This is a genomic window from Prosthecochloris marina (assembly GCF_003182595.1).
Lineage (GTDB): Bacteria > Bacteroidota > Chlorobiia > Chlorobiales > Chlorobiaceae > Prosthecochloris > Prosthecochloris marina.
On the sequence record NZ_PDNZ01000012.1, the window covers coordinates 13,987 to 40,957 of the forward strand.

The window sequence follows — 26,971 nt, forward strand, 5'->3', positions numbered from 1 at the left end:
GTATTACAGGGGGTACTATGACTTTTTTCGAGCAATACGATATAACTTGCTGAACGGTTTATGGGTTTTTCGGTTATTTTAGGTTCAGTCTCCTTTTTGTCATCCCCGGGCCGGCCCCACATAATCCACCGCAAGTAACGAGTGTTTCCACGGGCACCTCACGTGGCAAAGTGACTGCGACGGAAAATCAGGGACACGACGGGAATAACAACATTGAACTATCGAGCGTATGAAACACAGTAATTACCGCCTGCAATGCCGTGATCGGGAACTTGACCTTACAGGACAGGCAAAAATCATGGGTATTCTCAACAGTACACCCGACTCATTTTTCGACGGCGGGTCTCTTTCAACAGGATCGAGAACAACCGATATCGACCGTGCCGTCGAAAAGGCACTGAAAATGGTAGAAGAAGGTGCTGATATCATCGATATCGGTGGAGAATCCACAAAGCCCGGAGCCCCGAAAGTTGACGCTGAAGAAGAGCTTCACAGAACCCTTCCGGTAATTCGAGAACTGAGAAGACAGTCGGACATCCTGATCTCCATAGATACCTATAAAGCGGTTGTCGCTGAGCAAGCGCTCCTTGCCGGAGCTCAGATAATCAACGACATTTCCGGCTTCAGTTTCGACCCGAATATTGCTACAGTATGTAGCCGATACCGCGCTGCAGCAGTCCTGATGCATACAGCCGGTCGCCCAGGAAACATGAAGTGGAGCCATCAAACACAAACTGCTGACACAGATATCCTGGATCGTGTAAAAAACGGCTTGCTTGACTGTACCCAAAATGCAGAACAACACGGAATATGCAACATTATTCTCGATCCAGGTTTTGGGTTCGGCAAAAGCGTATCCGAAAATTACACCCTGCTCCGGCACCTCCATGATCTTCATGTGCTGGGACGTCCATTGCTTGTCGGGCTTTCCAGAAAATCCTTTCTCGGCAAGGCACTACAGAAACACCCCGACCAGGATATCCCATGTCCCGAAAAGAGGCTGACGGCGACCATTGCAGCCAACGCGATAGCCCTGACCAACGGTGCCAATATCCTCAGAGTGCATGACATTGCAGAAGCAACAGAGACTCTGGCGGTCGCTGCATCAGCAAATTTTTCTTAACTTTCTTCTCACATGAAGGCGGAACAGTGCTTTCGGCAACGGACTTCACATAGTTGGGGGTGATGGATTACGCCAATTGTCTCCCTCATTACGGTCAACTCAACACAGGCAAATGTATCTTTCCAAAATTGAGCTGTTTGGCTTCAAAAGTTTTGCGCACAAAGTAAAGATAACTTTTGACAAAGGTCTTACTGCGATTGTCGGCCCCAACGGCTGCGGTAAAACCAATGTGGTCGATGCTATTCGCTGGGTTTTGGGAGAACAGAAATCCTCTCTCCTGCGTTCGACAAAAATGGAGAACATCATCTTCAACGGCTCGAGAAAATTCAAATCTTTGAGCATGTCCGAAGTCTCCATCACCATTGAAAACACACGAAATATCCTCCCGACCGAATATACTGAAATCACCGTTACACGGAGGGTCTACCGCAACGGTGACAGTGACTATCTCCTGAACCAGGTTCCCTGCAGGTTGAAAGACATACTCAACCTTTTTGCCGATACCGGTATGGGAAGTGATGCCTACTCCGTGATCGAGTTGAAGATGATCGAGGAAATCATCAATAACAGAAGCGATGAAAGGTTACGGCTTTTTGAGGAAGCAGCAGGAATAACCCGTTACAAACAGCGTCGCAAGCAGACATTCAAACAACTTGAAAACACTACCCGTGACCTTGAAAGAGTGGACGACGTTCTTGCAGAGGTGTCGAAAAAAGTCAGGAACCTGAAATCTCAGGTCAGAAAAGCCGAACAGCACCACCAGCTGAGCGCTTCACTCAAAGATCTGGACCTGACCCTGAACAAGCTCAATTACGACGATTTTCTCGAAAAACTCCAGCCTCTCAGAACTGAAACAAACGCTCAGGAATCAATCATCCAGGAGTTGACGGCAAAAATAGCCACTCAGGACAGTTTGTTACAGGAATCCGAATTCGAGCAGCTTGAACAGGAAGGCACGCTTTCAGAAGCACAGACAGCACTGAACGAGAAAAACAAAGCGTTTCATACGCTTGAAAAGCACATCCTGCAGTTGCAGGAACAGGAAAAAAACCTGCGTAACAACATTGTTCGTATCACCGAATCAATCGCCGAGAAACAACACCAGTTCATGGCGTTTGAAGAACAGGAAAAAAAGCTTTTCAAGGAACTTGAACCTTACGAAAGCGATTGTCGTATAAAAGAAAACGAACTGCTTGCACTCAAAAAAGAGCAGAATACTCTGCAAAGCACCTTGGCCCTGTCAAAAGAAGATGTTGAAAAAATACGGGAAAGCATCTCGGAACACCAGAAGCAAGGTTCACTTCTCCATGTCGCCCGGCAAAAGCTGGAAACAACAATGGACCATCTGCAAAACTTGACACGCCGTCTTGGAAATCATAGGGAAGAACTCCAAAAAATCATCGAGAGAACATTCCCGGCAAGACAAAAGCTTATCGAGCTCATCAAAACACAAAAAACGGCCATTACCACCGAAAAAAACGAGATTCTTTCACTGAAGCAGCTGCAGAACGATCTCAAAGAAAAGCTGGACACAAAAAAAGAATTCCTTTTACACACACGTTCCCGGCATGATCAACTGAAAAACAGGTTGCTTCTTGCAAACTCCATTCTCGATAACTACGAAGGATTGCCCGAAGGAGTAGCATGGCTCGAAAAGGAAGCAAACAAACCCGGTTACGGATGTCTCTCCGATCTTATAGAGCTTGACGATGTACACCGCAAAGCCGTCAATGCACTATTCGGAGAATCGCTGAGCTACTATGTCTGCTCGTCACTCCAGGAAGCGAAAACCTGCGTCGTCTCACTGTCACAAGCCGGAAAGGGCAAAGTGACCTTTCTCATACTCGACCTGCTCAGAGGCTCAAAACCGATTGATTATCCTGAAATCGAAGGAGCCCAAAAAATCAAAAACATTTTAAGCGTCCCTGCCAATCTGGATCATGCAGTTTCACTGCTCACAAAGGACTGTTATATAGCCCGAAACTTGGAAGTTGCAGAAAAACTGGCTCTTGCAAATCCCGGTTGTACATTCGTTACACCGGAAGGAGAGAAAATTGGAGGCCGAGGCATCCTGTTTGGTGGAAGCAGCACCGAAAACGAAGGCCTTCGGCTCGGCAAAAAAGCCGAACGGGAACGACTCCTGGCAGAAGAACGGGATTTGAGCAAAGAAATCAGGCAGGAGGAAAAGAAACTCGAATCTCTCAAAAGCCGCCTCCATGAAATCCGCATTGAAGAAAAAGAGCGCAATCTGACGTTGCGAGAAAAAGAGCTTGGTGATCAGGAAAAAAAACTCGTCCGCATGGATATGGAACATGCTTCCCGGCAGCAGGAGATCACCCGAACGGAAAACGAAGTTGCCGAAGCCGAGAAACGCATGCAAACAATATCGGCTGAACTCGAGGCTCTGCTGCCGGAAATGGAAAACCACCGGCAAGGGCAGCATCAACTGCACAAAACACTCGAAGAAGCAAGGCTCAGGCAAAGTAAACATGAAGAGATACTTTACCGCCAGAACCAAGAAGTCCAGCGTCGAAACAACCACTATAAAGACAGTTTGCTCGAACTGGAAAAGCTCAGACTTCGCATACACTCCTGTGAACAAAACCGCAAGTCACTGCTTGGGGAAAAAGAAAAAATGGAGACAGAGATATGCAACGTCGAAACCTCTCTTGCATCAACAACCGAGGCAATCGGAAAACGACGAGAGGAACTGGAATCACTGGTAGTCCTATCAGGAACCGAACAGCAGAAGCTGAATGAAATGGAAACGCGCTACAACGAATGTAAGCTGAAAAACCAGGAGAAAAGAAACATCCTCAGAGATTTACGCCGCAAACATGAAGTGGAAATGCAGGTTCACGGAGAACTGCAACGAAAAGCTTCCGAGTTCGAAAAATCCATCGACAACCTTATCACGTCAGTCGAAACACGCTACAACTGCCGAATCGAAGATATCGAACAGCAAGCCCCTGAAAATTTCGACCGAAACAGTGCTCAAGCACAGATCGATGACATGCGATCCCGGCTTGAACGATTCGGAGCGATCAATGAACTCGCTCTGGAAGAATACGGTGCAGAAAAAGAGCGTCTCGACTTCCTCACAGAGCAAAAAGAGGACCTGCTGGGCGCCGAAGCACAATTACGAGCAACAATCGAGGAAATCAATAAAACAGCACTGAAAAAGTTCGAAGAAACTTTTTCAGCGGTAAGGAACAACTTTATCCGAATATTCAGGGAGCTGTTCGAGGAAACAGATGAGGCCGATCTTCTGCTCAGCGAGGAAGATGATCCGCTTGAAGCACATATAGCGATAGTTGCGAAACCACGGGGTAAAAAACCTTTATCGATCGAACAGTTGAGCGGTGGTGAAAAAGCTTTGACCGCACTTTCGTTGCTGTTTGCTATTTATCTGGTCAAGCCAAGCCCATTCTGTATTCTCGATGAGGTCGATGCCCCACTTGACGATGCGAATATCGATCGTTTTATTAAACTTCTCAAAAAATTTGAGAATAACACCCAATTTATTATTGTTACGCACAACAAGAAAACCATGGCCTCTTCTCAGGCTCTTTATGGAGTAACCATGGAAGAAGAAGGGATTTCCAAACTGATCCCGGTCAAACTCGGAAGAGCTCAATCAGAAGAATTTTCCACTACCAATGTTGAAGAAACTGGTCCTGTTCGACATAGACGGAACGTTGCTGCTCACAAACAGCAATAACCGGAGAATACTCATCGATGCCCTGATGGCGGTTTACGGCACAGAAGGAAGTGCGCGCAGTCATAACTTCGCCGGCAAGATGGACAGTGTCATTATCTATGAAGTCCTAAAAAACGCCGGACTGGACGATTCACATATCGCGGAAAAATTCACAATCGTTAAAAATACCTATATTGATCTTGTAAAAAAGCAGCTACTCCCGGAAGACATAGAACTAATGACAGGAATTCCAGAGCTTTTACAAGCACTTTCCGAAAGAAGCGATATCGCTCTTGGCCTTTTGACCGGAAACTTTGAAGGCTCGGGCCGTCATAAACTCGCACTACCGGCCATAAATCATTTCTTTCCATTCGGTGCGTTCGCCGACGATGGTTATCACAGAAACGACCTACCCGTCGTGGCAGTCGAACGGGCATACAGCCTGACAGGAAAAAGGTTCAAGGGCGAAGAGGTTGTCATTATCGGCGATACTGAACATGATATCACATGCGCCAGGACCATCCAGGCCAAATGTATCGCTGTGGCAACAGGCACCTATTCAGCCGAAAGGCTCCGTGCACATTCCCCGGCAGCTCTTTTTGACGATTTAAGTGACACCGAAAAGGTTGTCAGTCGTATCCTAACTCTTTAATTCATTCAACCCTCTCTTATGAAAACCTACCGCCGAAGGATTCGCGAAAAAATCATACAAGCATTACACACGCTTGAGTTGAGAGAAACAGATCTGGAAACGGCTGCCGACTGGCTGATTACAGCGGAAATAGCTGAAGACCCCAACGCTGTAAGATTCTTCAAGGATCTACTGCAATGCTGCACAGAGAACAAGGAAGAAATCGACAACTATATAGCAAAACACACTTTTAACTGGGATATGAGCAGGATAGCGATTATCGACAAAAACATCCTGCGCATGGCACTCGCCGAACTGCTTTACTTTGAGGATATCCCCCCCAAGGTTTCCATCAACGAAGCCATCGAAATCGCAAAAAAATTCAACAGCACGGATAAAAGCAGCAAGTTTGTCAACGGCATACTCGATGCCATTTTCAATGATCTCAAAAGCTCAGGTAAAATCAATAAATGCGGCCGGGGACTCATCAATAATTCGAAAAACACCAAGCTGAAGCAAGGAGAAAAGTCAGCAACAAAACAGTAAACCACGGCTTATCTTTCATGGTCGACACTCTTACAGAAAAAAAAAGAATCATCGCTATCGGAGATATTCACGGCTGCCTCTATTCCCTGCAACGTCTCATAGAAAAGCTTGAGCTGCAAGAAACCGATCAGTTGGTGTTCCTCGGCGATTACATCGATCGAGGAACCCACTCAAAAGAAGTCATCGACTATCTTCTGGAGCTTCGTGAACAGTATCACTGTTCCTTCCTTATGGGCAACCACGAGCAGATGTTTCTTGATTATCTCGAAACGCATGAGTCATCGCTCTGGCTGCGAAACGGCGGTCTTGCCGTGCTGGAATCCTACAACAGCAAGGACGGCCTCGATCTTCCCGAACAGCACATAGCATTCATGAAATCCTGCAAGTACCACATCGAAACGGAGCATTATTTCTTCGCTCATGGCGGTATCGATCCGGAAATGACCATAAAAGATAATCTGCGGTACATGAAGCCTGAGGATTACTGCTGGATGAGAACTCACTTGCGCTCAAACTACCTTGAAAACAACCGGTATAACTGGGAAAAAACTCTCGTCTGCGGTCATACCCCCCTCTCCAGACCGGTCGTACTTGAAAAACTCATTGCAATAGACACGGGGTGCGTTTACAAAGATAATTCTTCATTCGGATGGCTAAGCGCCGTTATACTACCGGAAAGAAGGATTGTGCAAACTGAAAACATCGACTCCTGAACCGATATCATAATATGACCATACAGGAAAAAATAGCGTTCATCAACAACGCGCTGGGAGCAAAGTATCCCTCACCCAAAAGCGAACTCAAGCATTCAACGCCGTTTCAGCTTCTGGTCGCCACGATTCTGAGCGCACAGTCTACGGACAAACAGGTCAATATCATCACATCCGAACTTTTCAAAATCTGTCCGGATGCCGAAAGTATGAGCCGGATGGAGCTCGACCAACTCAAAACAATCATACGGTCGATCAATTATTTCAACAACAAGGCTAAAAACATTCTTGAAGCCAGCAAGATGATCGTTGACGCTCACAACGGTGAAACGCCTTCCACTCGTGAAGAACTCGAGAACCTTCCGGGCGTCGGCAGAAAAACAGCCAACGTTGTACTCAGCAACGCATTCCATCAGCCCGTAATGCCTGTCGATACGCATGTACACAGGGTTTCGAACCGGATCGGGCTGGTAACGACGGATAAACCACGCGATACCGAAGATGCACTGGTTGCAGTCATTCCACCTGAACTGGTCATAGCGTTCCACCACTATCTTGTACTGCACGGCCGGTATGTATGCAAAGCAAGAAAACCCTTGTGCGCCGAGTGCCCGATCACAGCAGCCTGCAGTTATCCCGACAAAACGGTTTGAGCGTTCACGACCCCATTCCTTCCAAGAAAACGAAACACGATCCAGGAATTCCATTGACATTCCTGCTTCTTCCCATGGATGCTGTATCATGCAAGGAGTGACATCTCTTCTCTTGTCATCCTCGGGCTTGACCCGGGGATCCATCTTCTTCTGAAAGTCATCATGGATGCCGCATCACGTGCGGCATGACGCCCCTCCCGCTGTCATCCTCGGGCAAGCGAAGCGCGACCCGGGGATCCATCCTCTTCTGAAAGTCACCATGGATGCCGCATCACGTGCGGCATGACACCCCTCCCGCAGTCATCCTCGGGCAAGCGAAGCGCGACCCGGGGATCCATAGGCAGCATGGATGCGAAATCCAGCCCGGCATGTCTTGGGAAGGCAAATAAGCTGGAAGGACGGTTGATGGTAAAAGGGAATAACAGTATATTTTCAAATAAACCATTGATTAAAAATACTTTAAAATCGCTCATGCCATGCGAGATCATACGCCCGACTTCAAGCTGCAGGAACTCTCCACCCCGAATAAACAACTTATAAGTGATACTGTTCGCCGGATTCTTGCCCGTCTGGCGGAAGACCGGCAGTTAACGGCCGATTCATTACTGGAATTATGGGTTGAAGTCCCCGGCGTCAAGAGACCGAGAGGTACATACCGGGGAGGGTTTCTGATGCCTGACAGCTTTATTGCCATTACAGACTATTTTCAGGCAAACGATGGGTCTCTCGTTCCTGCAGGGTCGTTCAGTGACAGCGAAAACGCCTGGGAAGAGTTGTTCGATGAACTGTACTATCAGGTTGAAATTTTCACCTCACAGGTAGATTCATCAAAAGGAATAACGCTCGAGCTATGGACGGGCCATCGCAGTCGGCCTGAAGGAGAATGGGTATACGCAGTCGATACCAAGATAGAGCTGACATAAGGACTGCATGCAGTATGGATGTCGCCCTGCCAAAGAGCCGCTCATATTTCACGAAGCGGCATCCATACCACGCCCCGGTTTACTCACAACACATCGTCACATAGCACCGCCTGTCTCAAACCCCTGACGGAATTGCAGATAAAAAAGAGATCGGCAGCCTCTATATCTTCCATAAAGAGAACCGTTTCCTTCACATTGTGCCGGGTAGCAAGAAAATATTGCCGGTAAATACCGTTGAGAAGGCCCGAAGAAAGTCGAGGAGTGTAATACAGTCCGTCTTTGACAATGATGATGTTACTGATCGCTCCCTCTGTAACCTCTCCTCTGTCATTGCAGAAAACAACCTCGTCAAATCCTTTGGCTACCGCTTTTCGAAACAGCTCATCGTAGAGCATGCGCTCTGTGGTTTTATGGCCTCTGAGAGGATTGTCCGAACGAATAACGGCCGACGACCTGCAAACCCTTACCGGATCACGCGCATGCCGAAGAGTGATTTCATCGAAAGAAATCTCGATTTTTCCATCTTTCAAAAGTTCGAGCCGGACCTTGTACCGCCCTTTTCCGACAAGCTCTTTTTCAGCAAGGCGCTCGAGTTCCTGCCGGCTCCTGTTTTTATCGAAGGAAAAACCGAGCCAAAGAGCTGACTGCTCGAGACGAGAAAGATGTTCCTCCAACCAGACATAGGAACCGTTGAAAAGAATACTCTCGAAAATCCCGAAATTCCTTTCATGTTCCGGATCGAGAATCCTTGCTTTCAAGCGGCATTCCGCAAATTCATCGTCCGGCTTCGAGTCCCATACGATGCCGCCCCCTGCCCCATACTCCCCCTTTTTCCCATGGAGCGTCAGCGTGCGGATCGCAACATTGAAACACATCGACCTGTCGGGCAGAATGTAGCCTACAGCACCGGTATACACTCCTCTGGCAGAACGTTCAAGCTCCTGTATCAGCTGCATCGCCCTGATCTTCGGCGCTCCTGTTACCGAGCCACAGGGAAAAACAGCACGGAAAAGATCATAAAGTGAGCAGTCATCGAGCAACTCACCTCGAACCGAAGAAACCATCTGGTGAAGTGTAGGATACGTTTCGGTTACAAACAGTTCCGGTGCTACAACCGAGCCGGATTTGCAGATTCTTCCCAGGTCGTTGCGTAAAAGGTCTACGATCATGAGGTTTTCAGCCCGGTTTTTCTCGTCCGACTGCAGCCAGTCACATCTCAACCGATCCTCTTCTTCATTTTTTCCTCTCGTCGAGGTTCCTTTCATCGGCCTGGCTTCGATACTGCTTCCCTCAAGCCTGAAAAAAAGTTCAGGTGACAATGAAAGAATCTGACGGTTTCCAAGATTCAAAAAAGCAGAATAGACATCAGGCTGTCTTCCAGAAAGGTACCCCAAAAGGCCAGGAGTGCTTCCTGAAAATTCAAAACGATATTTCCCGGTAAAATTTATCTGATAAACATCCCCGGCACCAATATGCTCTTTGATGAGCTTGATCTTTTCAGCATACGCTTCCTTCGCCAGATCGAAAACAGGCTCACTATGACGACAATCTCCTGAAAGCATGTGCTCAGTCTGCTCTTTATTCACTAATCGCGGAGCATCATAAACCCCGAACCAGGCTAAGGGCAAATCGTCATTGCGGATATGGAACGAGTTGAAAGAGTCAGGCTCGAAGCCGTAACCGGCTTCATAACCGATATATCCCGCAAGACAAAACCCTCTTGCAAGACGTTCCTCGAGCTCCCCGAAAAAGGAGTAGATATCCCTGAAAGACCTGAGTTCAATCCATTCGACCGGATCAGAAAACAAAAGGGAACTTCCGGAACTGTTTTTCAGGAAAGAACCACCCAATAAAACCGTATAAGGTTTTTCGGAAAGTGCTGTGCCGTGCAAGCTATCTTTTTCGAGCATCCCGTGCTTCAAAACGAATAGATCTTTCAAGAACGGTTTCCAGCCAGGCTTTCATTCTTCCTGCAGCCCAGATTTCTATATCGGGATTGTGCATTGCATGCAAACCGATAGTAACACTGCTGGCCGTCATATCGGCTTCGATGGAGACAATATTCTGGCGATGGCCACGGTCGAGTCCGTTTGCTATACGTAAAATACCGGAGAGGACATCCACAACCCGCCGCTGCTTGGACTTGAGCTGGCTGTATGCCTCGTGCTTTGTCGAGGGAGGAGATTTCCTGTGATACCTGGCGATATTAGCCATAATATTGATTTCCACCGGTGAAAACCCGCGAAGCTCACCGTTAAGAATGAGATACTGACTGTGTTTGTGGTGGGATGCAATGGAAATAAAGGTACCGATATTATGTAACAGCGCGGCATATTCGAGCAGTTCACGCTCATGGCTGCTCAAACCATGTAACGGTTGCAACCGGTCGAACAATTGCAGACACAACGCAGCGATATGTTCAGAGTGGATTTTGTTCCAGTCACAGCGATATCCGAGTTCGATGACACTTTGACGACGGATGTTGAGTTGGAGCCGCCGCTCACCACAATCCGACCAGTTGTTCTTAAGGTAATGAACCACCATGCCCTCACGAAGAGCCGAGTCGGAAATCATAACCTCTTTGAGCTTGAAAAGAGAAAATATAACATTCATCAGTACCAGGCCGGGCACAATCAGATCAACTCTTTTTTCATCCAGACCAGTAAGTTTTTTTCGTTGCGATGCATTCATCGCTATGACTGACTTATAGAATTTCTGAAACTCTTTTCGTGTAAACGAACTCTGGTTGAGTGTCACCTCATCGTCACGCCCCGTCGCAGACCGGATCATCCTGGCAATGTTCTGCGCGGTTCCCGAAGAGGCGATAGCCCTTTTAATATTCAGCTCTCTTGATTTTTCAGTGGAAGAGAACAGTTCTGCTGCAAAAAACTGCTCGAGCAGACTGAGCTCTTTGTCCGCTATAGGGTCAGTTGTGATGAAACGTTCGAGCATACGGGCAACCCCCACTTTACGGCTCTCGAGCAAAAAAATCTTTTGATGATCGGCAATGATAAACTCAACCGAACCACCACCGATATCGAAAATCAGTTCCGGTTCGGTTGAAAGCCTTACAGCACGGCGGACTCCGTAATAAATGAACTGAGCTTCTTCGAGACCTGAAACCACTTTTATCTTGATACCGGTCTCATCTCTGACCCTCTGCAAAAAAACATCCCTGTTTTTGGCTTCACGGATCGCACTTGTGGCAAACGCAATGATGCTCTCCTGCTTGACCCCATGCTGTGACGCAAGTACCAGAAAATGCTTTAGCGTTGTAATACCCGCCTCCATTGCTTTCTCGTCAAGCATTTTGGTTGAAATACTACCGCGGCCAATGCAAATCATTTCCTTGACCCGATCGATTTCAACGATACCTTTTCCTTCACTTTCCTCGACAATCACCATATGGAAAGAGTTGGTACCCAGATCGATTGCCGCAACTTTTCTTGTTTGTGTATGCATCGAAAAACAAACACGCTAACAGGTTGGAAAAATACGTAAGCGCTCCTTGCACATACCCGAAAAGGGGTTTTCATGGCGCCCTCAAGATACGCCATTTATAGGAGGACAAAAAAAGGCCCGAAAAAATTCCGGGCCTTGAAAAAAAATGCTGTTCACTTCATCGACTAAAAGTAGTAGTGTGCACCAAGAGCAACACTGATACCATTCAGATCGAGCTCGAGATCATCATCATCACCACCGTCAAAATCCGCATTGATCATGTGAAACTTGTAACCTACTTCCCAGTTGAAACCAAGCTCGGAAAACTCACTGAAGTAATGCTCAGCACCAATCAGAGGATTAATCACATAAACATCGACGTCATCTACAATGTCGTCACCATCGGACTCGAGATCTACGCCGCCAAAACCACCTTCAAGACCAACATAAAAACGACTGTTGCTTTTTACCACCGGTGCATACATAAATTTACCAGTGAAAAGATACAGTGAACCGTCAAACTCATCAACATCATCAACTTCAAGCGAGGCATCTCCATAAAAGAAGTTACCTTCGATAGCAATCTCATCACCAACCCAATAGCGTGCGCTTAGTCCCTGAAGGACATCACCGCCAAAAATGCCCTGGTAACCCAAACCGATTTTATCCGCATTCGGGGTTTCACTTGCAAAAACATTACCAGCTGAAAAAGCCAGCGCAACAAAAGCAACCAACAGCGTTTTAAACTGTTTCATTTTTACTTCTCCGTTAATAATTGTGTTACCGTTTAATAATATAATGCAGCTGAGGTGCCACATTACCCCATGATTATAGAGATTTCTTGACATTCAAACAAGCACTATAACAACACTTTTTTTTTTCGTCATATCCCTTAAAGAAACAAAAATGTACTTTTTACTGAAGAATTTTCACACCTGATCGGATCCGCTGTTCAGAGAGGAACGTTACACGGTTTTTTCAGAGAAACGTATATTGGTTTCATGGAGTTACGTATCTTTACACCCGTATTCGAAAAGCCGGGACAACCCTTTTCCGAGAACCGCTGAAAAGAACAACAGCATGCAGCAACCTGAGAGCATTGATTGTAATTTCAAATTCGAAGTTGCGCGTAAGCTCATACACCTTTCTTCAGTTTCCATTGCCATCATATACTGCACCATTACAAAGGAACTGGCACTCGTACTTCTTACCCCTCTTTTTTTCGGTTTTTTTCTGGTCGATCTTCTGAAGAACTTTGTCCCTTCGCTATCCCGCTGGTATCATTGTACCTTTGATCCGATGCTCAGGGAGCATGAGCTTGAAAAAGAACCCTTACAGCTCAATGGAGCGACGTACATCACGCTTTCCGCATTGCTAATGGTGCTTTTTTTTCCGAAAATCATTGCCATCACCTGCTTTTCAATGGTTGCCATTTCGGATACGATGGCCGCTCTGGTCGGCAGAAAATTCGGAAAGCACAGAATAGGGGAAAAAAGTCTCGAGGGAAGCTTGGCCTTTTTCGTATCGTCAATCCTGATCGTACTCATTGTTCCGAAACTCGATCTGATCGCCGGCATTGTCACAGCCTTGGCAGCAACAGTGGTGGAGGCGCTCTCATTGCGAATAAAGAACTATAAGGTTGACGACAACCTTACCATACCTCTGGCAGGCGCTCTTATCTGTTACCTTTACTACATTCTTGTTTTACCCGATAAGCTGCCGTTGCTCGAAACCTGCCCCTGAACAGTTTCCTTTCCTATGCAGACAATAGTGACCGAATCAGTTGACGTTGCAGCAAGATGGCTCAACCGAGGAGAAGTGGTTGCCTTTCCAACAGAAACCGTCTATGGCCTCGGTGGAGACATAACCAATGAAAAAGCTCTCGAAAACATTTTTGCCGCCAAGGGCAGACCGGGGGACAACCCGCTGATCGTGCATATCCACGCCCCCGAACAAATACAGGACATTGCATCTGAAATCCCTCCAACAGCCGAGATATTCATTCAACATTTTTTTCCGGGCCCCCTGACACTGATACTCAAAAAGAACACCACCGTCCCGAATCTTGTTACAGGAGGGTTGCCAACCGTCGGGATACGCTGTCCGGCACACCCTGTCGCGAATGAGTTTCTGAAACGATGCAATCATCCGGTAGCCGCCCCTTCGGCAAACATTTCAGGCCGTCCGAGCTCGACCGATTGGCAGGCGGTCTACGATGACCTGAAAGGCAAAGTCCGCTGCGTCCTCAAAGGTCCGCAAAGCACTATAGGACTTGAATCAACGATTGTCGATTGCTCCGACAACCCTCCCCGGCTGCTGAGATCCGGTGCCGTCAGCCTGGAATCCCTCAGAAAATATGTTCCCGAAACGCTTCCAGCAGCCCCGGCAGAAACACACCAGCAACCCAAAAGCCCCGGGCTCAAGTATCCGCACTACTCACCTTCGGCACAGATCGAACTTTGCGGTGGCGGCTACTCCGACTGCACAGGAAGCGCAAACAGTGCCTGGATAGGCCTGTCTTCACCACCGGAAAAAGTCTCAAAAATCGCCCTCTGCAAGACTCCTGAAGAATACGCCCACAAACTTTTCAGCTTCTTCCGCGAATGCGACCGCGAACACATAGCAATCATCTACTGCGAAATGCCGCCAGAAAAAGGCATCGGCAGAGCAATCCGCGACCGCCTGCAACGCGCCGCGGAAAAGTGACATTCGCTGCATGCAAATGCCGCCCCCTGCAATCGAAGTCCACACGATAGCCGATACAGACCAAATAGCGTGCCGGTGACGGCTACGGAAATAGTGCGCTGCGTAACGAAAGGAAGTAAAACGCAGATCTATAACCGACAATCACGACAAGAGGACCTGAGTCGGTTGAAACCATCGGAGGCTTTGAGTGCAGATGGAGCTATTACCTCCGAGATACTATGATCAGGAGAACCTGTCCACAATGTAAAGTGCGCTATTTAAAATGGTAGATCATCACTACCTTCGGGAGAATTTGTTTGATCGTAGTACACCGATTCCTCATCGGATGGCTGGGGGGCAGCCCCTCCTGACGGCTCTACTCTCCAGCCTTTCGCATCCGTGTACCACCGTCCATTGAACTCTCTGCTTTCAAGATCGAAGGAGATTTTGACAGCGGTACCGTTGCGGAAAAGCGGATTTTCAGCCTTCTCCCCCCAGAAAGAAAAGCAGATTTTTTTCGGATACTGTTCATCAGTTTCCAGGATCACTTCCTGCTTTTTCCACTTTCCGTTTTTGCCTTCCCCTGTTTTCGGAAGGAGTACCTCTATTATAGTTCCTGTGATATCCATGTGTTTATCCCGGTTTTGTTCTTGCTGTTAAACCATGAATAAATGACAGTGACGGGAATTTCACAAGAAGTTATTGTCTATCGGTTGTATCAGGAAAAATGCAGCGATACAATATTCACACTTGTGCTGTAAAATAATTGTACCTCCATCCCCTTTCTTTACATAGTATTGATCCAAATAAACAGGCAGGCATTCCACGTTATTGGCATTGTGGTCACCGCATTCTCCTCTTCCGGCTGTTGCACAGGATCCCGAGGATATTTTCCCTGGATGGAGATGGAAGAGACTGTAGTTACGGCAACGAAAAACGAGCGGGGGTTTATGGGACCCTTACTCTGGTTGATCGGGGGCTCGTCCTACAAAATAAATTCCTCAATGATACCGTATGTCCATATTGGTGCAATTATAAGAAGAGGTCATCGACCGCCCCCCTTTTACTGATATTCTGTTTCAATTCCACGTTGGTGCAATTACAAGGTAGTAAACGCCATCATCGACCACCTTGCCGAGCTCTTGTTTCAATTCCACGTTGGTGCAATTACAAGTTAAAGTGATCCACGCAGGTGTGACCATCGTCGAGGGTTTCAATTCCACGTTGGTGCAATTACAAGTACATGACCTCGAAGGTTCAGCGCGATTTCGAGGAGGTTTCAATTCCACGTTGGTGCAATTACAAGCTCGGCCTGCGCTTCGCCTTTTCTTCAGACACATCTCGTTTCAATTCCACGTTGGTGCAATTACAAGTATCGAGGCTCAGTTGATGGCGTATGTAACTGAGCTTGTTTCAATTCCACGTTGGTGCAATTACAAGGCGTGCAACGGCAAAGTACAGGAGCTTCATGTATGTCGTTTCAATTCCACGTTGGTGCAATTACAAGCAAAAAAAGCAGCAGAGAAGCAAGAAAAGTTGCTTGGTTTCAATTCCACGTTGGTGCAATTACAAGGGGATCGAGCAGTTCAGAAGATCTCACCGACTACTATGTTTCAATTCCACGTTGGTGCAATTACAAGGTACGGTATCGAGAAAACACATTTTTAATTGACATAGTTTCAATTCCACGTTGGTGCAATTACAAGTTGACATACTGCCATCTTTACCGGACAAAAGTGTTGATAGTTTCAATTCCACGTTGGTGCAATTACAAGATGCCGGGTCACACGTGGTTCGATGTGCTTTAATGCGTTTCAATTCAACGTTGGTGCAATTACAAGGCCAGTGTATTGGGTGTAGACTTGAATATTCTCGACGAGTTTCAATTCCACGTTGGTGCAATTACAAGACCGACGGGTGTCGATGCCTTGGAGCATTCGTCATTAGTTTCAATTCCACGTTGGTGCAATTACAAGTGGTCTCATGAGGAAATCGAAGAAAGTGATTCCAAGTTTCAATTCCACGTTGGTGCAATTACAAGAATACGACAGAGAAGATCTATCACAGCACGCAGAAGCGTTTCAATTCCACGTTGGTGCAATTACAAGGATGAACTACGGGCGACTTCGATAGTGCAACAAATAGGTTTCAATTCCACGTTGGTGCAATTACAAGCCTCATTGTTTTTCAGGGAGCGGTCGGGTTTGACAAAGTTTCAATTCCACGTTGGTGCAATTACAAGAAGTCTGCGTTGATGACGAGCAATCTTGTCAAATTCGTTTCAATTCCACGTTGGTGCAATTACAAGCCTTGAGTATCGATACATAACCGTTTTCAACATAAGGTTTCAATTCCACGTTGGTGCAATTACAAGTACGGATTCGCCGAACATCCGATCGTCGAGGGGCGGCGTTTCAATTCCACGTTGGTGCAATTACAAGCGAACACACTCCTGAAGCCCTGGGGCCGACGGCTGCGTTTCAATTCCACGTTGGTGCAATTACAAGATACCCGTATTTATCAGGCTTTTGTGAAGATCCTGTGTGTTTCAATTCCACGTTGGTGCAATTACAAGCCGGCATATATTCGGCTGAAGAATGGCGATTTTATTGAGTCTCATCTCGATAAATCGCCTAATTTTGTCGTCAGGGTGTAATAGCCGGAAAAACCCGGAACCCCGACGACATTTTTAATTTATTATTTTCAGGGAAGATAGAAAACCAAGGCTGGCTTTTTCAGGAGCACTTCTGATTTCAAACAGGCATATCGAGACTGCCTGACGACATACTGATCAACACATATATATGCTAAGCCCAACAAAATTCATAATATGCGCACATTTTGCAGAATTTCTTGTTAATCCTCTCAGGGACGTTTACCCGATTAATAATAGCCGTCATATCGTCGAAAATTTCTTGAATTTTGTGTTCGTCATTTTTCGACAACTCGATTTCAAGGGTTTTCTTGAGTTTTGGATAATCAAGCCTACCGGTAACTGAAGTAACTCCAGAACTCTTCAGGTAAAATAAATAATATTTCAGTTGCCAGATATGGGCTTCCTCCATCTTGTCGGATTTTTTCACCTCATGCACCACTTTGTGCCGCTTGTCATAGAAATCAAGTACAGCTCCATCGCTTAACTGAATTTCATGCCGTTCCTCAGGATACGTTGTCTCACTGATGAACTTGCCTTCTTCCACGGCACTGAAATCGCTCTCAAACTGTAGTTGCCGATCAAAAAGCCACAGCTTTCGATGACAAATAAAATAGTAACTGATTTTTGTCCCGTTGACCTTTGGATAGAGCATAACGTATCAAAGAAAATTGGAAGCCGGCCTTTTTTCCGTACCTATAATTTCTTTGTTCATATACTTGCCGTTCAACTCAAAAAAGATGATAGAGTCTGCTTCTTCATTGCAGAACCTGCCCGCCTCATATTTAAGTTTCTGATATGACGCAGGAGTCATCTCACCTTCAAAAACGGAGTTCTGGATATGATGCATATATTTGCGAAAGATCTTCAGCATTTTACCAACCCTTTTTTCCCCGACATCATAAACCGCTATGTAGTACATCTTTGCTAAGAATTATGATTTTTGATTATGGATTATCATCTCTCCTGAAAGAATCGGCATTTGTCCTACCACCAGCTTCGGAATGCGCGGTAGGGTTCCTCACCGATAAGGTGTTTAATAAGTTTGTAGCACTCCAAACGAATGAGCCTACGGTACGAAACATTCCTGCCAAGGCCCCTATGCTTTATGGTTGTGCGCATCCTCTCCTCAAATTCCTTGACCACAATTTTTCGTCCTGCATCGTTCAAGTGACAGAAATTCAAGGCACTGGTAAAATGTTTGGCCTGAATCTCCCTGGTGTTGACCAGCTTGAAAATCATTCGGTCAATAAACATTGGTTTGAAAATTTCAGCCAAATCAAGGGCAAGCGAAAATCGGCGCTCCGAAGGTTCGTGAAGAAAAGATACTGTGGGATTAAGTTGTGTTCGGTAAATTTCCGTGAGGCAAGCTGAATACATCAAGCTATTGCCGAACGATACGAGCGCGTTGACTGCATTATCCGGCGGACGCTTGACTCGTTCCGAAAATGAAAACGCTGGATCAGCCGAGCGAAGCAGATGCTGCCATACCTGATAGTACACCTTACGAATATTCCCCTCGATACCCATCAGTTCAGGAATATCCGGAGCATTCACGATACCCGCCAAAAGTGATTCGATTTGTGTTATGGTATGAAAAAGTAATTCAAGGCTCTCAGGCCCCAGAGCACCCTGCCGTGAATCTGCTGTGTAGTATTTCAGGTTCCGCACTATGTTCCCTGCCGCTGCTCCTATAAACTCACGGGCAAGCTCCATCCGTTTTTTCTTTGCACTGTAGTACTTGACCTGATGCACGACCACATATCCTGACAACAAATGCTCACGCGGATAGTACGAACCGGAATAAAACCCGTAATAATTGAACAGATGCATAGGGATGCGGTTCCTGGTCAGGAAGTTCAGGAACTTCGAATTGAAATTCACCTCCCCGAAAACGAAAAACGAGTCGATGTTGTTTATCGGAATCACTCTCCTCCCGCCAGTATTGAGCAGGGTATCATCAAACGGATTGAGCCCATAGGTCTCCTGTTCATCTGGCTCAAGGTAGAGCGAAGGATCTGATTCAACCGTCACTTCTTCCTGCGTTGCATACGGCACAAAACAGATGGTGTTCTCCTTCCGCTGGAGAACACCGTTCGAAAAGATATAAAACGGTTGTTTTGTCGGGATCGTGAAAGGCATAAGGCAAAATGTATCGGAGATGATTTATGTTATCCCGCGTTATTTTATGACGCTGTGGCAATTTGATACTCATAATCGAACTCACTCATTTTTTTAATCAAAGATTTCTCCGCTTCATCGAGTGCATAAACAGATTCTTTTTTCGTTCTGATATAACCACCTGCAGCTAAAGTGACATACGTTTCAACACCCACCATATCCTCTTCTATTATTGGCTCTGCTTTATTTTCTTCATCTTCCTTCAGTTTTGCCCTAATGCTTCCGGCAATTTTATTCGCATTGTCTGAAATAGAAATAGCCAAAGTTTCCATCAAACTGAACGTACGCGCCTGGTTTGAAGTAATTGACCAGTTAATAATCGCGTTAGCAAGCCCTTTAATCAAGCGTTCACGCTCTTCCCTCGGGGCAAGCAAACACGCACCGAAAACAGTTTCAGCTTCCGTCCATCCGGCTTGGCGCAAATGCGCTTCCGTTTCTTCCGTAATTTCTGGTTCCAATTTGCTCAGAGAAACGCAAAACAACCGGCGCAAATCAATCGCGATGTCCTGAACAAAAAGCCCCGTCGCTCTTCTGTTATCAGGAATCCACTTTCTGTTCAGGCTTCTGTCTTTTCCAAGCAAAAGCTCTGTAATTTCTTCTACGCTTAACGTCTCTCCTTTATCATTCCTTACAATAACTTCATTGTTTGGCCTGTCACTTCGGTCAAAGGAAATATTTTCCGAATCAACGCCTGAAAGCAACGGATGCAGCCCTCTCATTGCCGAGATGGAAAGCGGGCTTCTTCTTTTTAAGGTTCTATCTTTTCCGCCTTTTGCAGCTTTCATCCAGCCCCCGAATAGCTGGTCTGAATATGTCGGATCGCAAGATGCATAGACTTCACCTTCTTTCATCACACCCTTATTATCCACATCAAATAAAAATGTGGTCGGAGAAGGAACTTGATTCAACTCTTTTGAGAGTGCCTCAAGAATTGAGCGTTTGACCTGTTGCCCGCTGGAATAGGGGATACGGCGGTTGAATTGAGGGTCGTAATATGATTTTTGCCCGTCTGCAACACAAAACACGGTATGCTCCGCTCTTTTGAGCGTTCTAACATAAATGGTGCTCATATTCATTTTTTTAGGGTTTATAAATTTCTTTCTCGCTCTGCATAGGCGTAGTCAAATTTGAGTAGCACGACAAAGTAGCCGAAATCCTCAGCTGACATCAGATGTACTTTATCACGCAGGTTTTTGAACATCTCAAGATTGCTTTCATGAACATCTTTAATCAACGTTGTTAGGGCGTCTAAAAATGGCTTCTTATTTTTAGCAGCTAAAAGTTCGGACTGAATAAGATTTTTTCTATCAGTCTTTGTTGAGCCTTCTCTATACTCATGAAGCGCTTTAGCAACTTCGGCAGTATAGTTAAGGGATTCTTCCTTGTTTTTTGTTATCATCGCTAATAACCATGTTTTATAGGTTCTGAAAGTAATAAGGTTTTCATAATCTTTTTGCTCAACGCTGCTTTTCCTAACTTCATAATCCTCTTCCGACTCTCCTTTTTTTTGAGCCACTCGAGGCTTAGTCATTTTCAGGTTAGAATCTTTGCCATAATATTTTCTCAAGTATTTCGGCTCTAAAGCCTGCAAGCCGATTGACCCTAATTCGCAAGCACGCTTTATATGAAGCCCAAAAAGCGACTCATACGCTTGCCTATCATTTAATGCAACTTGTTCTCCGAACAATACTTTATAGTAATCGGTTATTTTCCTCGCTTGAGAAAAATAAAAAGGATAAAACCCAAGCGTTTTATTTGTTTGACCCAAGCTATAAACATATCCGCTAAAAGTGTGTGCGGGAAATTTATTTGAAATATTAAAAAAGAGTTCACTCCAGTTTATTGTATTGACTTCAATCACTTTATCATTAACGGAAAACACATTTTGTGCATGAAGTCGTGCAAAATCAAAATCTTCACGAAATCGTTTTCTGTAAGCAAAATTCAACCATTGCCCATTCCATGTATTGATTTGATTGCCTTTAAGGTTTTGTAACGTTGGATCGTTCAGGTATTTCCTGTAAATTTTCCAGCCTTCGTAAAGTTTTATCAAAATTTCCGGCTCGTTAAAAAAAACAGAATAACCTCCTGCAACCCCGATACCCAAGCCACCGCCAATCCAGGACAAATAGAGATCTTCTTCTTCAATCTGGAACTCAATATCGGTAACCAACCCGGAGGTTGTAGCGAATTCCTTTTCCTCAGCCGCAGGAAATCCAATAGCAATGCTTGCGTCCTTTTCACCACCGGAAATTTTTTGATGTAAATTTGCTAATTTTTCGATTCGTTCCTCAGGTTGTAGTAAATGGGGTTTTTGACCAGATTTCATTTGTACAAACGGTGAGTTTGTAATCCACTGCATGTATTTAGGATGATTGAAAAAGTATTCGAAATAAACTTTATCAAAAAATTCTTTTGCTGAAAGATTTTCCTCAAATCTCTCATTATATGCATTCAAAAATGTTCGACCGACTGTTATCGCTATCATAACACCTTATAAAAATGAGTATTCAACATTATAATTTTCCGGTTTAGCTAAGTCTTCAATAAGGCCTAAATCTCTGCTATATGCTTTATCTGGAATAATAAAAGGAGACGAGCTGTATTCATCCTTGAATTGCTGAAGATCTTTAACGACATAATATCTTGTATGAATCTCCATTTTATAACGATCCTCATAATTTGCCTGCACATAAACCTCCCTATCGGCCTCAAGAATACAGCTCACACTATCAATATCCAATAACTCAAGAAGAATTGCTTTGCTATTATGCGTGAGCTTATCAATGCTCCATTTGCCCGTCTCTTTGAAAACGGAATGTTCTTCGATTGTTAAAAAATCGATCTCGGTAAAAACGTCATCTATTTTCCCCTGCAATGATTTTTCTTCCAACACCTCACCGTTTGGCAAAACATCATAACTACGATTGATAAGTTCAATGTCATAGGGTTTTGCTTCTTTATCGTTTTCGGGTGGCGGCAAAACATAAACGGGTTTATATGTGCCGATAGTCTCTTTCGTTCTCCTGCGATTTACCCGGCCAAACCGTTGAATAAGCGCATCCAAGGGCGCTCCTTCCGTAACCATAACGTCAAAACTGAGATCCAGGCTAACCTCGACGACTTGTGTTGCAACCACAATGCATGCCTCAGTAGAAGAGTTAAAATGGCCGTTGGGCTTGCCGTCTTCGGCAAGCCCGAGCAACAGGCGTTCCTTTTCATCTCTATCGCCTTTGGTAAATCGGCTGTGAATCAGGAGAATCGGTGTTTCGGGGAATAGTCTCTTAAGCCTGGTATACTTTTCTTGCGCTGCTTTGACCCGATTGCAAACAACCAGAACTTTTTTCTGTTCATTTACCGATTGTGCGACGACCTCAGCAGCGATCTCCCAACTGTCGATTTTATGAATGATGTGCCGATTGAATTGTTCCTGCTCATTCTCCTCCAGCTGCACTTCCAGTACATTTTCTTTTCCGAGCAAATCAATAATGCGGTTGTAAAGCAGCTTCGGCATGGTCGCCGTCCCGATATGAATATTGCAGCCGAGATGTTTAAGCACCTGAATGATCTTCAGCACAATTGCTCGCGTCACCTCGGTGTAGGTGTGAATTTCATCCAAAATGACATCGCAGCCTTTGATGTCCATAATCATGGCTTCGTAACCGTTTGTGCCGAATGCAATTGCTGCGATTTGGTGAGGCGTGAGAACTTTTACGGCAGCACCGACATGGCCTTGAATAATTTTTTCTTCTCTGGATTTGCCTTCCAATACAATTTTTGAAGCCGCATGGAGTAAGCGAATATCCATATCGGGGTTATCCGTTGAAAGATCATTTTTCACACGCTTATACATGGCATTGATGGAGGCTTGAAATGGCAAGGTATAAAATATCCGCCCTTTACATCTTCTGAACAAAAAGTCCGTCTTCCCTGCGCCGGTGGAGGCCACAACCATCGTATGCTTTTCTCCAGAAGAAGCGCTTTTTAATGAGAGCGGATAAAGCTGGTGTCTGCGATTATAGAAATCAAGCTTTGGGTGTTTAAAAATTCTTTCAAGATAGTCATCCGTCTTATCGGAAAGTGCGGAAGCAAAGTGGTCAGCAGCCATTAAAAGGCCGCGCCATTCAGAATAACCTCGCTCAAGAACGACGTCTTCGCAGTACGCAGCCACCTCATCGTAAGACGCTTGTGCGTCTTCTAAGCTGATGTTGCAAACAGCGATTCCAAAAGCAGAAAGAAGTTTAAGCGCATCATTTTTCCATAATTCCCAATCTTTACAATGCAGTTCGAAAGTGTTATCACGATCCTCAATCAAATCAAGAATACCTTTTCTTCTGGCATCTTCTGCAATAGATTTATGATGTGCAATAACCATCTCAATCAATACAGGATGGAATTCTTTATCAAATAAAGAAATGAAAAAACAAGAGGCAATTTCATGACGAAACGGGGTATCAGGTTTTTTCTTTTCGGTTAAACGTTGCTGAAACACCGTGCTTGCCTTCCCAATATCGTGCAGAATTGCGCCAAGTCTTGCGATTTGTGGACTCATGTTTGAATAGATCGCAATCTTTTCTGCAACATTGCCAACCAAAAGCAAATGTTCGTGTAACGTGGTTTCTTCAGGATATCCTTTAGCTTTTATGTGAGAACAAACCCATTCCATATCAATAATTGTTTTTCACAGGCGTTCCTACAATCTTTATATACCCGAACATTTTTTCATTTTGCTTATATCTGTTATATCCTACGAGAAATGATTGTTCATTCTTTTCAAAGATCAGCTCAAATCCAGAAAACAAACTTTCATCAGAATCAAAGTCTTCTTTACTCACCTCTAATATTTCATCACTCGGATAAAGAAGATCTTCATTTCTCGAAAGACAAATATGCTGTTTTGTTGCTATCTTGGCATCATTCGAATTTTGAAAAGCAAGAAACAAAACAGGCTCCAGCATAACGCCTCGAACCAATATTGCATAAGGGCGTTCATAAGATTTGTTGTTTCTTGTGCCTTTCTCGTTCCAACCTCGCGGTTGAATTTGTTCTTGTTGTTGAGATATCTGCTTATAGCTCAGACGATGACCGACAATCTTTTTTATTTCACCATCATCATCTTCGAGCAATTCAGGAAAAAGCTTTCGCTCAATCCCTGTAACTATTGAGGGAGTTAAAAACTGTTGACTAAACGTCTCGCTATCTCTAACAGCAGTCCACGGCTTTATAAATCCAAAAGGACCGGAATATCTAACGATGTAGTACATAGAATTAATTTTATAACAATCATCAAAACTGTTTCACTTGAAATAGCACACAAAGTATTTCAAACGCTTTAGTTGTTCTTCCTTGTTTGAAAGTCCAACCATACCCACTTGATTTTGTTCATAGGAAAACCCTATGTTTATTTTTTATCGAACAAGATGTTTTTTCGAACAAATCGTATTGTTCATGAGCTAACCTTCACCATTCCGAACCCCATTGAATTGTTCTCCCCGAATCCGCATTCATAGCCGACCTTGACCAATTCGGGATGACCGGTAACCGTAAAGGGACATTGGATCGCCTTGACCCTGGTCTCTCTGCCGTTAGAGTCTTTGATGGTAATCAGCTTTTCCACGCTCCTGCCTTTCTCCCGGACCCGGTTCAGATACTCTTCTTCAAACCTAACAGAAAAGGGAGCACCATTCTCAGGAGGTTCACAACCAAATAGACCGAGATACTTAGCCTGAAGGTTGTGCAAAAGAACGTTCGACAGACGTTCATCGTCATAACGTAGATATTCCTTTGTGTTCATGCCCGTTGATGGATCACGATACGCTGAAACTGCAAGAGGCGAAAGCATGGAAAAAGTCATACTTTCCGACCACTCCGGTTCGGAAAGCTTCTCGATACACTCTTTGCCGAACAATGCATTGTGAATCCGCAATGACCCTTCGGCAAACAGGCCGAGAATCAGATGCTGGAGAAACTCTTCCTTCGGCGACGAGAGATAGAACGTTACTTGCCGTGAACGGGAAACAATCTCACCGTTCTCAATTTTGCGAACTGGAATCTGAAGGTTTGAAAAGGTGAAATATTTGAATTTTTGCCGGCTACCTTCCGGAGCATACCCACGATCATGCAATTTAGTTGCATACTCATCTGATGACCGGGTAAGGGTACTGTATATCGTAGCGGCCATGTGGTAGCTGTAATTAAGGGGGATTCGCTCTACCGGCCTTTGCTGTCGTAGTGTTAACTTAAGTCTCATTGCTGTATTATTGATGATTATATTTTGCAATAACACATTGATATTATATCGGACAGGTGATTCCTAACCATACACCACCCCCATCTCCTGAACTTCACTCCTAACCATATCCCGCAGTTCCTGCGGTTCGAGCACTTCGGCTTCTTTGCCGTAGCGCATGACCCAGCGCTTGATTGCATCGAGGCCGCTGACTCGGAAATGAACGGCGATGCATCCATCGTCATGTTCTGTTATCTGCTGAGAAGGGTGCCACTGCCTTTCTTTGATCCAGGGGGCCTGATAGGCTGAAAAGCGAACGGATACCGTCTGTTCCGTTTCGCCGACAACCTGATCGAATGTTTTCGACAGGAATTCGTCAACAGAAAAGTCAGCCGGTATGTTGAAATGTGTTTTCTGCAACTGCAACTTTTTGATTCTGCTGACCACGAATGTGCGGATGTCTTTGCGAAGCTCACAGTGAGCCACGAGATACCATGTCTGGGCTCCATGTGAGTAGTGCAATCGAAATGGGTGTATCGTCCGCTCCGTCACCGCTCCGCTTGAATGAGCATCATAGGCGACATGGACCTTCAATCTCTGGCGGATTGCATCTTCGAGGGTAATGAAATGATGCGAAACATCATGAGTGCCTGCAGGTTGTTCGAAGGAGTAAATGCTGAAGAGTTCACTCTCGCCAAGCGTCCCGGGAAGATACTGCATTACCTTGTCGAGAGCCCGGCTGACCTCATTGTAGTAGGGTGTCCCCCTGTATTGAGAGAGAACCTTTTTCGTTGCTTTGAGCGCCTCGGCTTCATCCTGTTCGAGAAACGCGGATGGAAGAAAGAGCCAGTTTTCGCGATAAAAGTACCCTTTCTTCTTTTTATCGTATTCAATGGGCGCCCGGAGCATATCGCGCAAATACTCGACATCCCGCTGGATTGTTTTCCGGTGAACCTCGAAATACGATGCCACCGACGTACAGTTCGGATATTTATTGTTTCTCAACTGCTCGTCGAGAAAATACATGCGCACAAGTGGAGGTCGAGACTGTTTCATCCCTTTACTGTTTTGGTTACAGCACCAGTATACGAGGGAGTATGGGACATCCGCCGCCCCATGAACGTTTTTTCTGCACTAACCGCCCAAATATCTTTCCATCTCAACCTTTACAACCCCACCAAGAACTCACAAAAGTTCGCTCCCACACTTCATAACCATCAATATTCCTGACAATTACACATTAGCAATACTATTCGTATTTTTCAATAAAAATACATCAACCCTTTTCAAAAACATATTAGGGGACGTTGTAAATAATTTGCATTTTTTTAGCAAAAAAAACATCGGCCTCAGTCAAACCTCCTGGTCGATGGAGAAAGCTGTTCTGCATCTTTTAATGGAATGCTTTGGGACTATTAAGAAAATGCTTGCGATCGGTGAAGACAACATCCGCAAAGGAAACTTAAGGTCACAAGAGACGGTCTTCCAACGATCTT

At 45.2% G+C, this 26,971-nt stretch carries 22 protein-coding genes and 1 CRISPR repeat array; of the genes, 9 read left to right on the forward strand and 13 right to left on the reverse strand.

Features of this window, described 5'->3' with window-relative positions; all coding sequences use genetic code 11:
- The first annotated feature begins 229 nt into the window (after positions 1-229).
- From folP to CR164_RS12540, 7 genes are all read left to right on the forward strand, one after another.
- Positions 230-1,123: a dihydropteroate synthase gene (folP, locus tag CR164_RS12510; RefSeq protein WP_110024335.1), complete on the forward strand. Its 894-nt coding sequence runs from the start codon at positions 230-232 to the stop codon at positions 1,121-1,123.
- A gap of 112 nt (positions 1,124-1,235) precedes the next feature.
- A complete protein-coding gene (gene smc / locus CR164_RS12515) occupies positions 1,236-4,844 on the forward strand; it encodes a chromosome segregation protein SMC (RefSeq protein WP_110024336.1) in 3,609 nt (1,202 codons plus the stop codon).
- Positions 4,783-5,475, forward strand: a complete 693-nt coding sequence (locus tag CR164_RS12520; protein ID WP_110024337.1) for an HAD family hydrolase — start codon at positions 4,783-4,785, stop codon at positions 5,473-5,475. The genes smc and CR164_RS12520 overlap by 62 nt, the downstream gene beginning before the upstream one ends.
- Positions 5,476-5,493: 18 nt before the next feature.
- Complete coding sequence (gene nusB / locus CR164_RS12525; protein WP_110024338.1) at positions 5,494-6,000, forward strand: transcription antitermination factor NusB; 507 nt, start codon at positions 5,494-5,496, stop codon at positions 5,998-6,000.
- Between the two features lie 17 nt (positions 6,001-6,017).
- Positions 6,018-6,713 carry a metallophosphoesterase family protein gene (locus CR164_RS12530; protein WP_110024339.1) on the forward strand — a complete coding sequence of 232 codons (696 nt, stop codon included), beginning with the start codon at positions 6,018-6,020 and terminating at the stop codon, positions 6,711-6,713.
- Between the two features lie 14 nt (positions 6,714-6,727).
- Entirely contained in the window at positions 6,728-7,363 is a 636-nt protein-coding gene (gene nth, locus CR164_RS12535; protein WP_110024340.1) for an endonuclease III, read from the forward strand.
- A gap of 476 nt (positions 7,364-7,839) precedes the next feature.
- Positions 7,840-8,286 (forward strand): hypothetical protein, encoded by a 447-nt coding sequence (locus tag CR164_RS12540; RefSeq protein ID WP_110024341.1) that lies wholly within the window; start codon positions 7,840-7,842, stop codon positions 8,284-8,286.
- A gap of 83 nt (positions 8,287-8,369) precedes the next feature.
- Here CR164_RS12540 and pabB read toward each other — a convergent pair whose 3' ends face one another.
- The 3 genes from pabB to CR164_RS12555 form a co-directional block, all read right to left on the reverse strand.
- Positions 8,370-10,196 carry an aminodeoxychorismate synthase component I gene (gene pabB, locus CR164_RS12545; protein WP_110024342.1) on the reverse strand — a complete coding sequence of 609 codons (1,827 nt, stop codon included), beginning with the start codon at positions 10,194-10,196 and terminating at the stop codon, positions 8,370-8,372.
- A complete protein-coding gene (locus CR164_RS12550; protein WP_110024343.1) occupies positions 10,180-11,748 on the reverse strand; it encodes a Ppx/GppA phosphatase family protein in 1,569 nt (522 codons plus the stop codon). The genes pabB and CR164_RS12550 overlap by 17 nt, the downstream gene beginning before the upstream one ends.
- Before the next feature lie 164 nt (positions 11,749-11,912).
- Positions 11,913-12,482 carry a hypothetical protein gene (locus CR164_RS12555; RefSeq protein WP_110024344.1) on the reverse strand — a complete coding sequence of 190 codons (570 nt, stop codon included), beginning with the start codon at positions 12,480-12,482 and terminating at the stop codon, positions 11,913-11,915.
- A 325-nt stretch (positions 12,483-12,807) separates the two neighbouring features.
- On the opposite strand from CR164_RS12555, the gene CR164_RS12560 reads away from it, so the two are divergent.
- Both CR164_RS12560 and CR164_RS12565 read left to right on the forward strand, forming a co-directional pair.
- Positions 12,808-13,470 carry a diacylglycerol/polyprenol kinase family protein gene (locus CR164_RS12560; protein ID WP_110024345.1) on the forward strand — a complete coding sequence of 221 codons (663 nt, stop codon included), beginning with the start codon at positions 12,808-12,810 and terminating at the stop codon, positions 13,468-13,470.
- Between the two features lie 15 nt (positions 13,471-13,485).
- Positions 13,486-14,433 (forward strand): L-threonylcarbamoyladenylate synthase, encoded by a 948-nt coding sequence (locus CR164_RS12565; RefSeq protein ID WP_110024346.1) that lies wholly within the window; start codon positions 13,486-13,488, stop codon positions 14,431-14,433.
- A gap of 257 nt (positions 14,434-14,690) precedes the next feature.
- On the opposite strand, the gene CR164_RS12570 is transcribed toward CR164_RS12565, so the two are convergent.
- The 10 genes from CR164_RS12570 to CR164_RS12615 all read right to left on the reverse strand — a co-directional run bounded on the left by CR164_RS12570 (position 14,691) and on the right by CR164_RS12615 (position 26,531).
- Entirely contained in the window at positions 14,691-15,041 is a 351-nt protein-coding gene (locus tag CR164_RS12570; RefSeq protein ID WP_110024347.1) for a DUF3127 domain-containing protein, read from the reverse strand.
- Between the two features lie 447 nt (positions 15,042-15,488).
- A CRISPR array of direct repeats spans positions 15,489-16,987; the repeat unit is 30 nt; unit sequence GTTTCAATTCCACGTTGGTGCAATTACAAG.
- A 232-nt stretch (positions 16,988-17,219) separates the two neighbouring features.
- Positions 17,220-17,720, reverse strand: a complete 501-nt coding sequence (cas4, locus tag CR164_RS12575) for a CRISPR-associated protein Cas4 (RefSeq protein ID WP_110024348.1) — start codon at positions 17,718-17,720, stop codon at positions 17,220-17,222.
- Positions 17,721-17,726: 6 nt separating this feature from the next.
- Positions 17,727-17,987, reverse strand: a complete 261-nt coding sequence (gene cas2 / locus CR164_RS12580) for a CRISPR-associated endonuclease Cas2 (RefSeq protein WP_110024349.1) — start codon at positions 17,985-17,987, stop codon at positions 17,727-17,729.
- Between the two features lie 65 nt (positions 17,988-18,052).
- Positions 18,053-19,207, reverse strand: coding sequence for a type I-B CRISPR-associated endonuclease Cas1b (gene cas1b / locus CR164_RS12585; protein ID WP_110024350.1), 1,155 nt, complete (start codon positions 19,205-19,207; stop codon positions 18,053-18,055).
- A gap of 44 nt (positions 19,208-19,251) precedes the next feature.
- Positions 19,252-20,316 (reverse strand): CRISPR-associated protein Cas7, encoded by a 1,065-nt coding sequence (locus tag CR164_RS12590; protein WP_167392948.1) that lies wholly within the window; start codon positions 20,314-20,316, stop codon positions 19,252-19,254.
- 17 nt (positions 20,317-20,333) lie between these two features.
- A complete protein-coding gene (locus CR164_RS12595) occupies positions 20,334-21,734 on the reverse strand; it encodes a hypothetical protein (RefSeq protein ID WP_110024352.1) in 1,401 nt (466 codons plus the stop codon).
- A 6-nt stretch (positions 21,735-21,740) separates the two neighbouring features.
- Positions 21,741-23,912: a CRISPR-associated helicase Cas3' gene (cas3, locus tag CR164_RS12600; protein ID WP_110024353.1), complete on the reverse strand. Its 2,172-nt coding sequence runs from the start codon at positions 23,910-23,912 to the stop codon at positions 21,741-21,743.
- 1 nt (position 23,913) lies between these two features.
- The gene (locus tag CR164_RS12605) at positions 23,914-24,510 is read right to left on the reverse strand and encodes a hypothetical protein (protein WP_110024354.1); all 597 of its coding nucleotides are present in this window, start codon (positions 24,508-24,510) and stop codon (positions 23,914-23,916) included.
- A 182-nt stretch (positions 24,511-24,692) separates the two neighbouring features.
- Positions 24,693-25,496, reverse strand: a complete 804-nt coding sequence (gene cas6, locus CR164_RS12610) for a CRISPR-associated endoribonuclease Cas6 (RefSeq protein ID WP_110024355.1) — start codon at positions 25,494-25,496, stop codon at positions 24,693-24,695.
- A gap of 63 nt (positions 25,497-25,559) precedes the next feature.
- Complete coding sequence (locus tag CR164_RS12615) at positions 25,560-26,531, reverse strand: helix-turn-helix transcriptional regulator (protein ID WP_110024356.1); 972 nt, start codon at positions 26,529-26,531, stop codon at positions 25,560-25,562.
- Positions 26,532-26,971 lie beyond the last annotated feature (440 nt).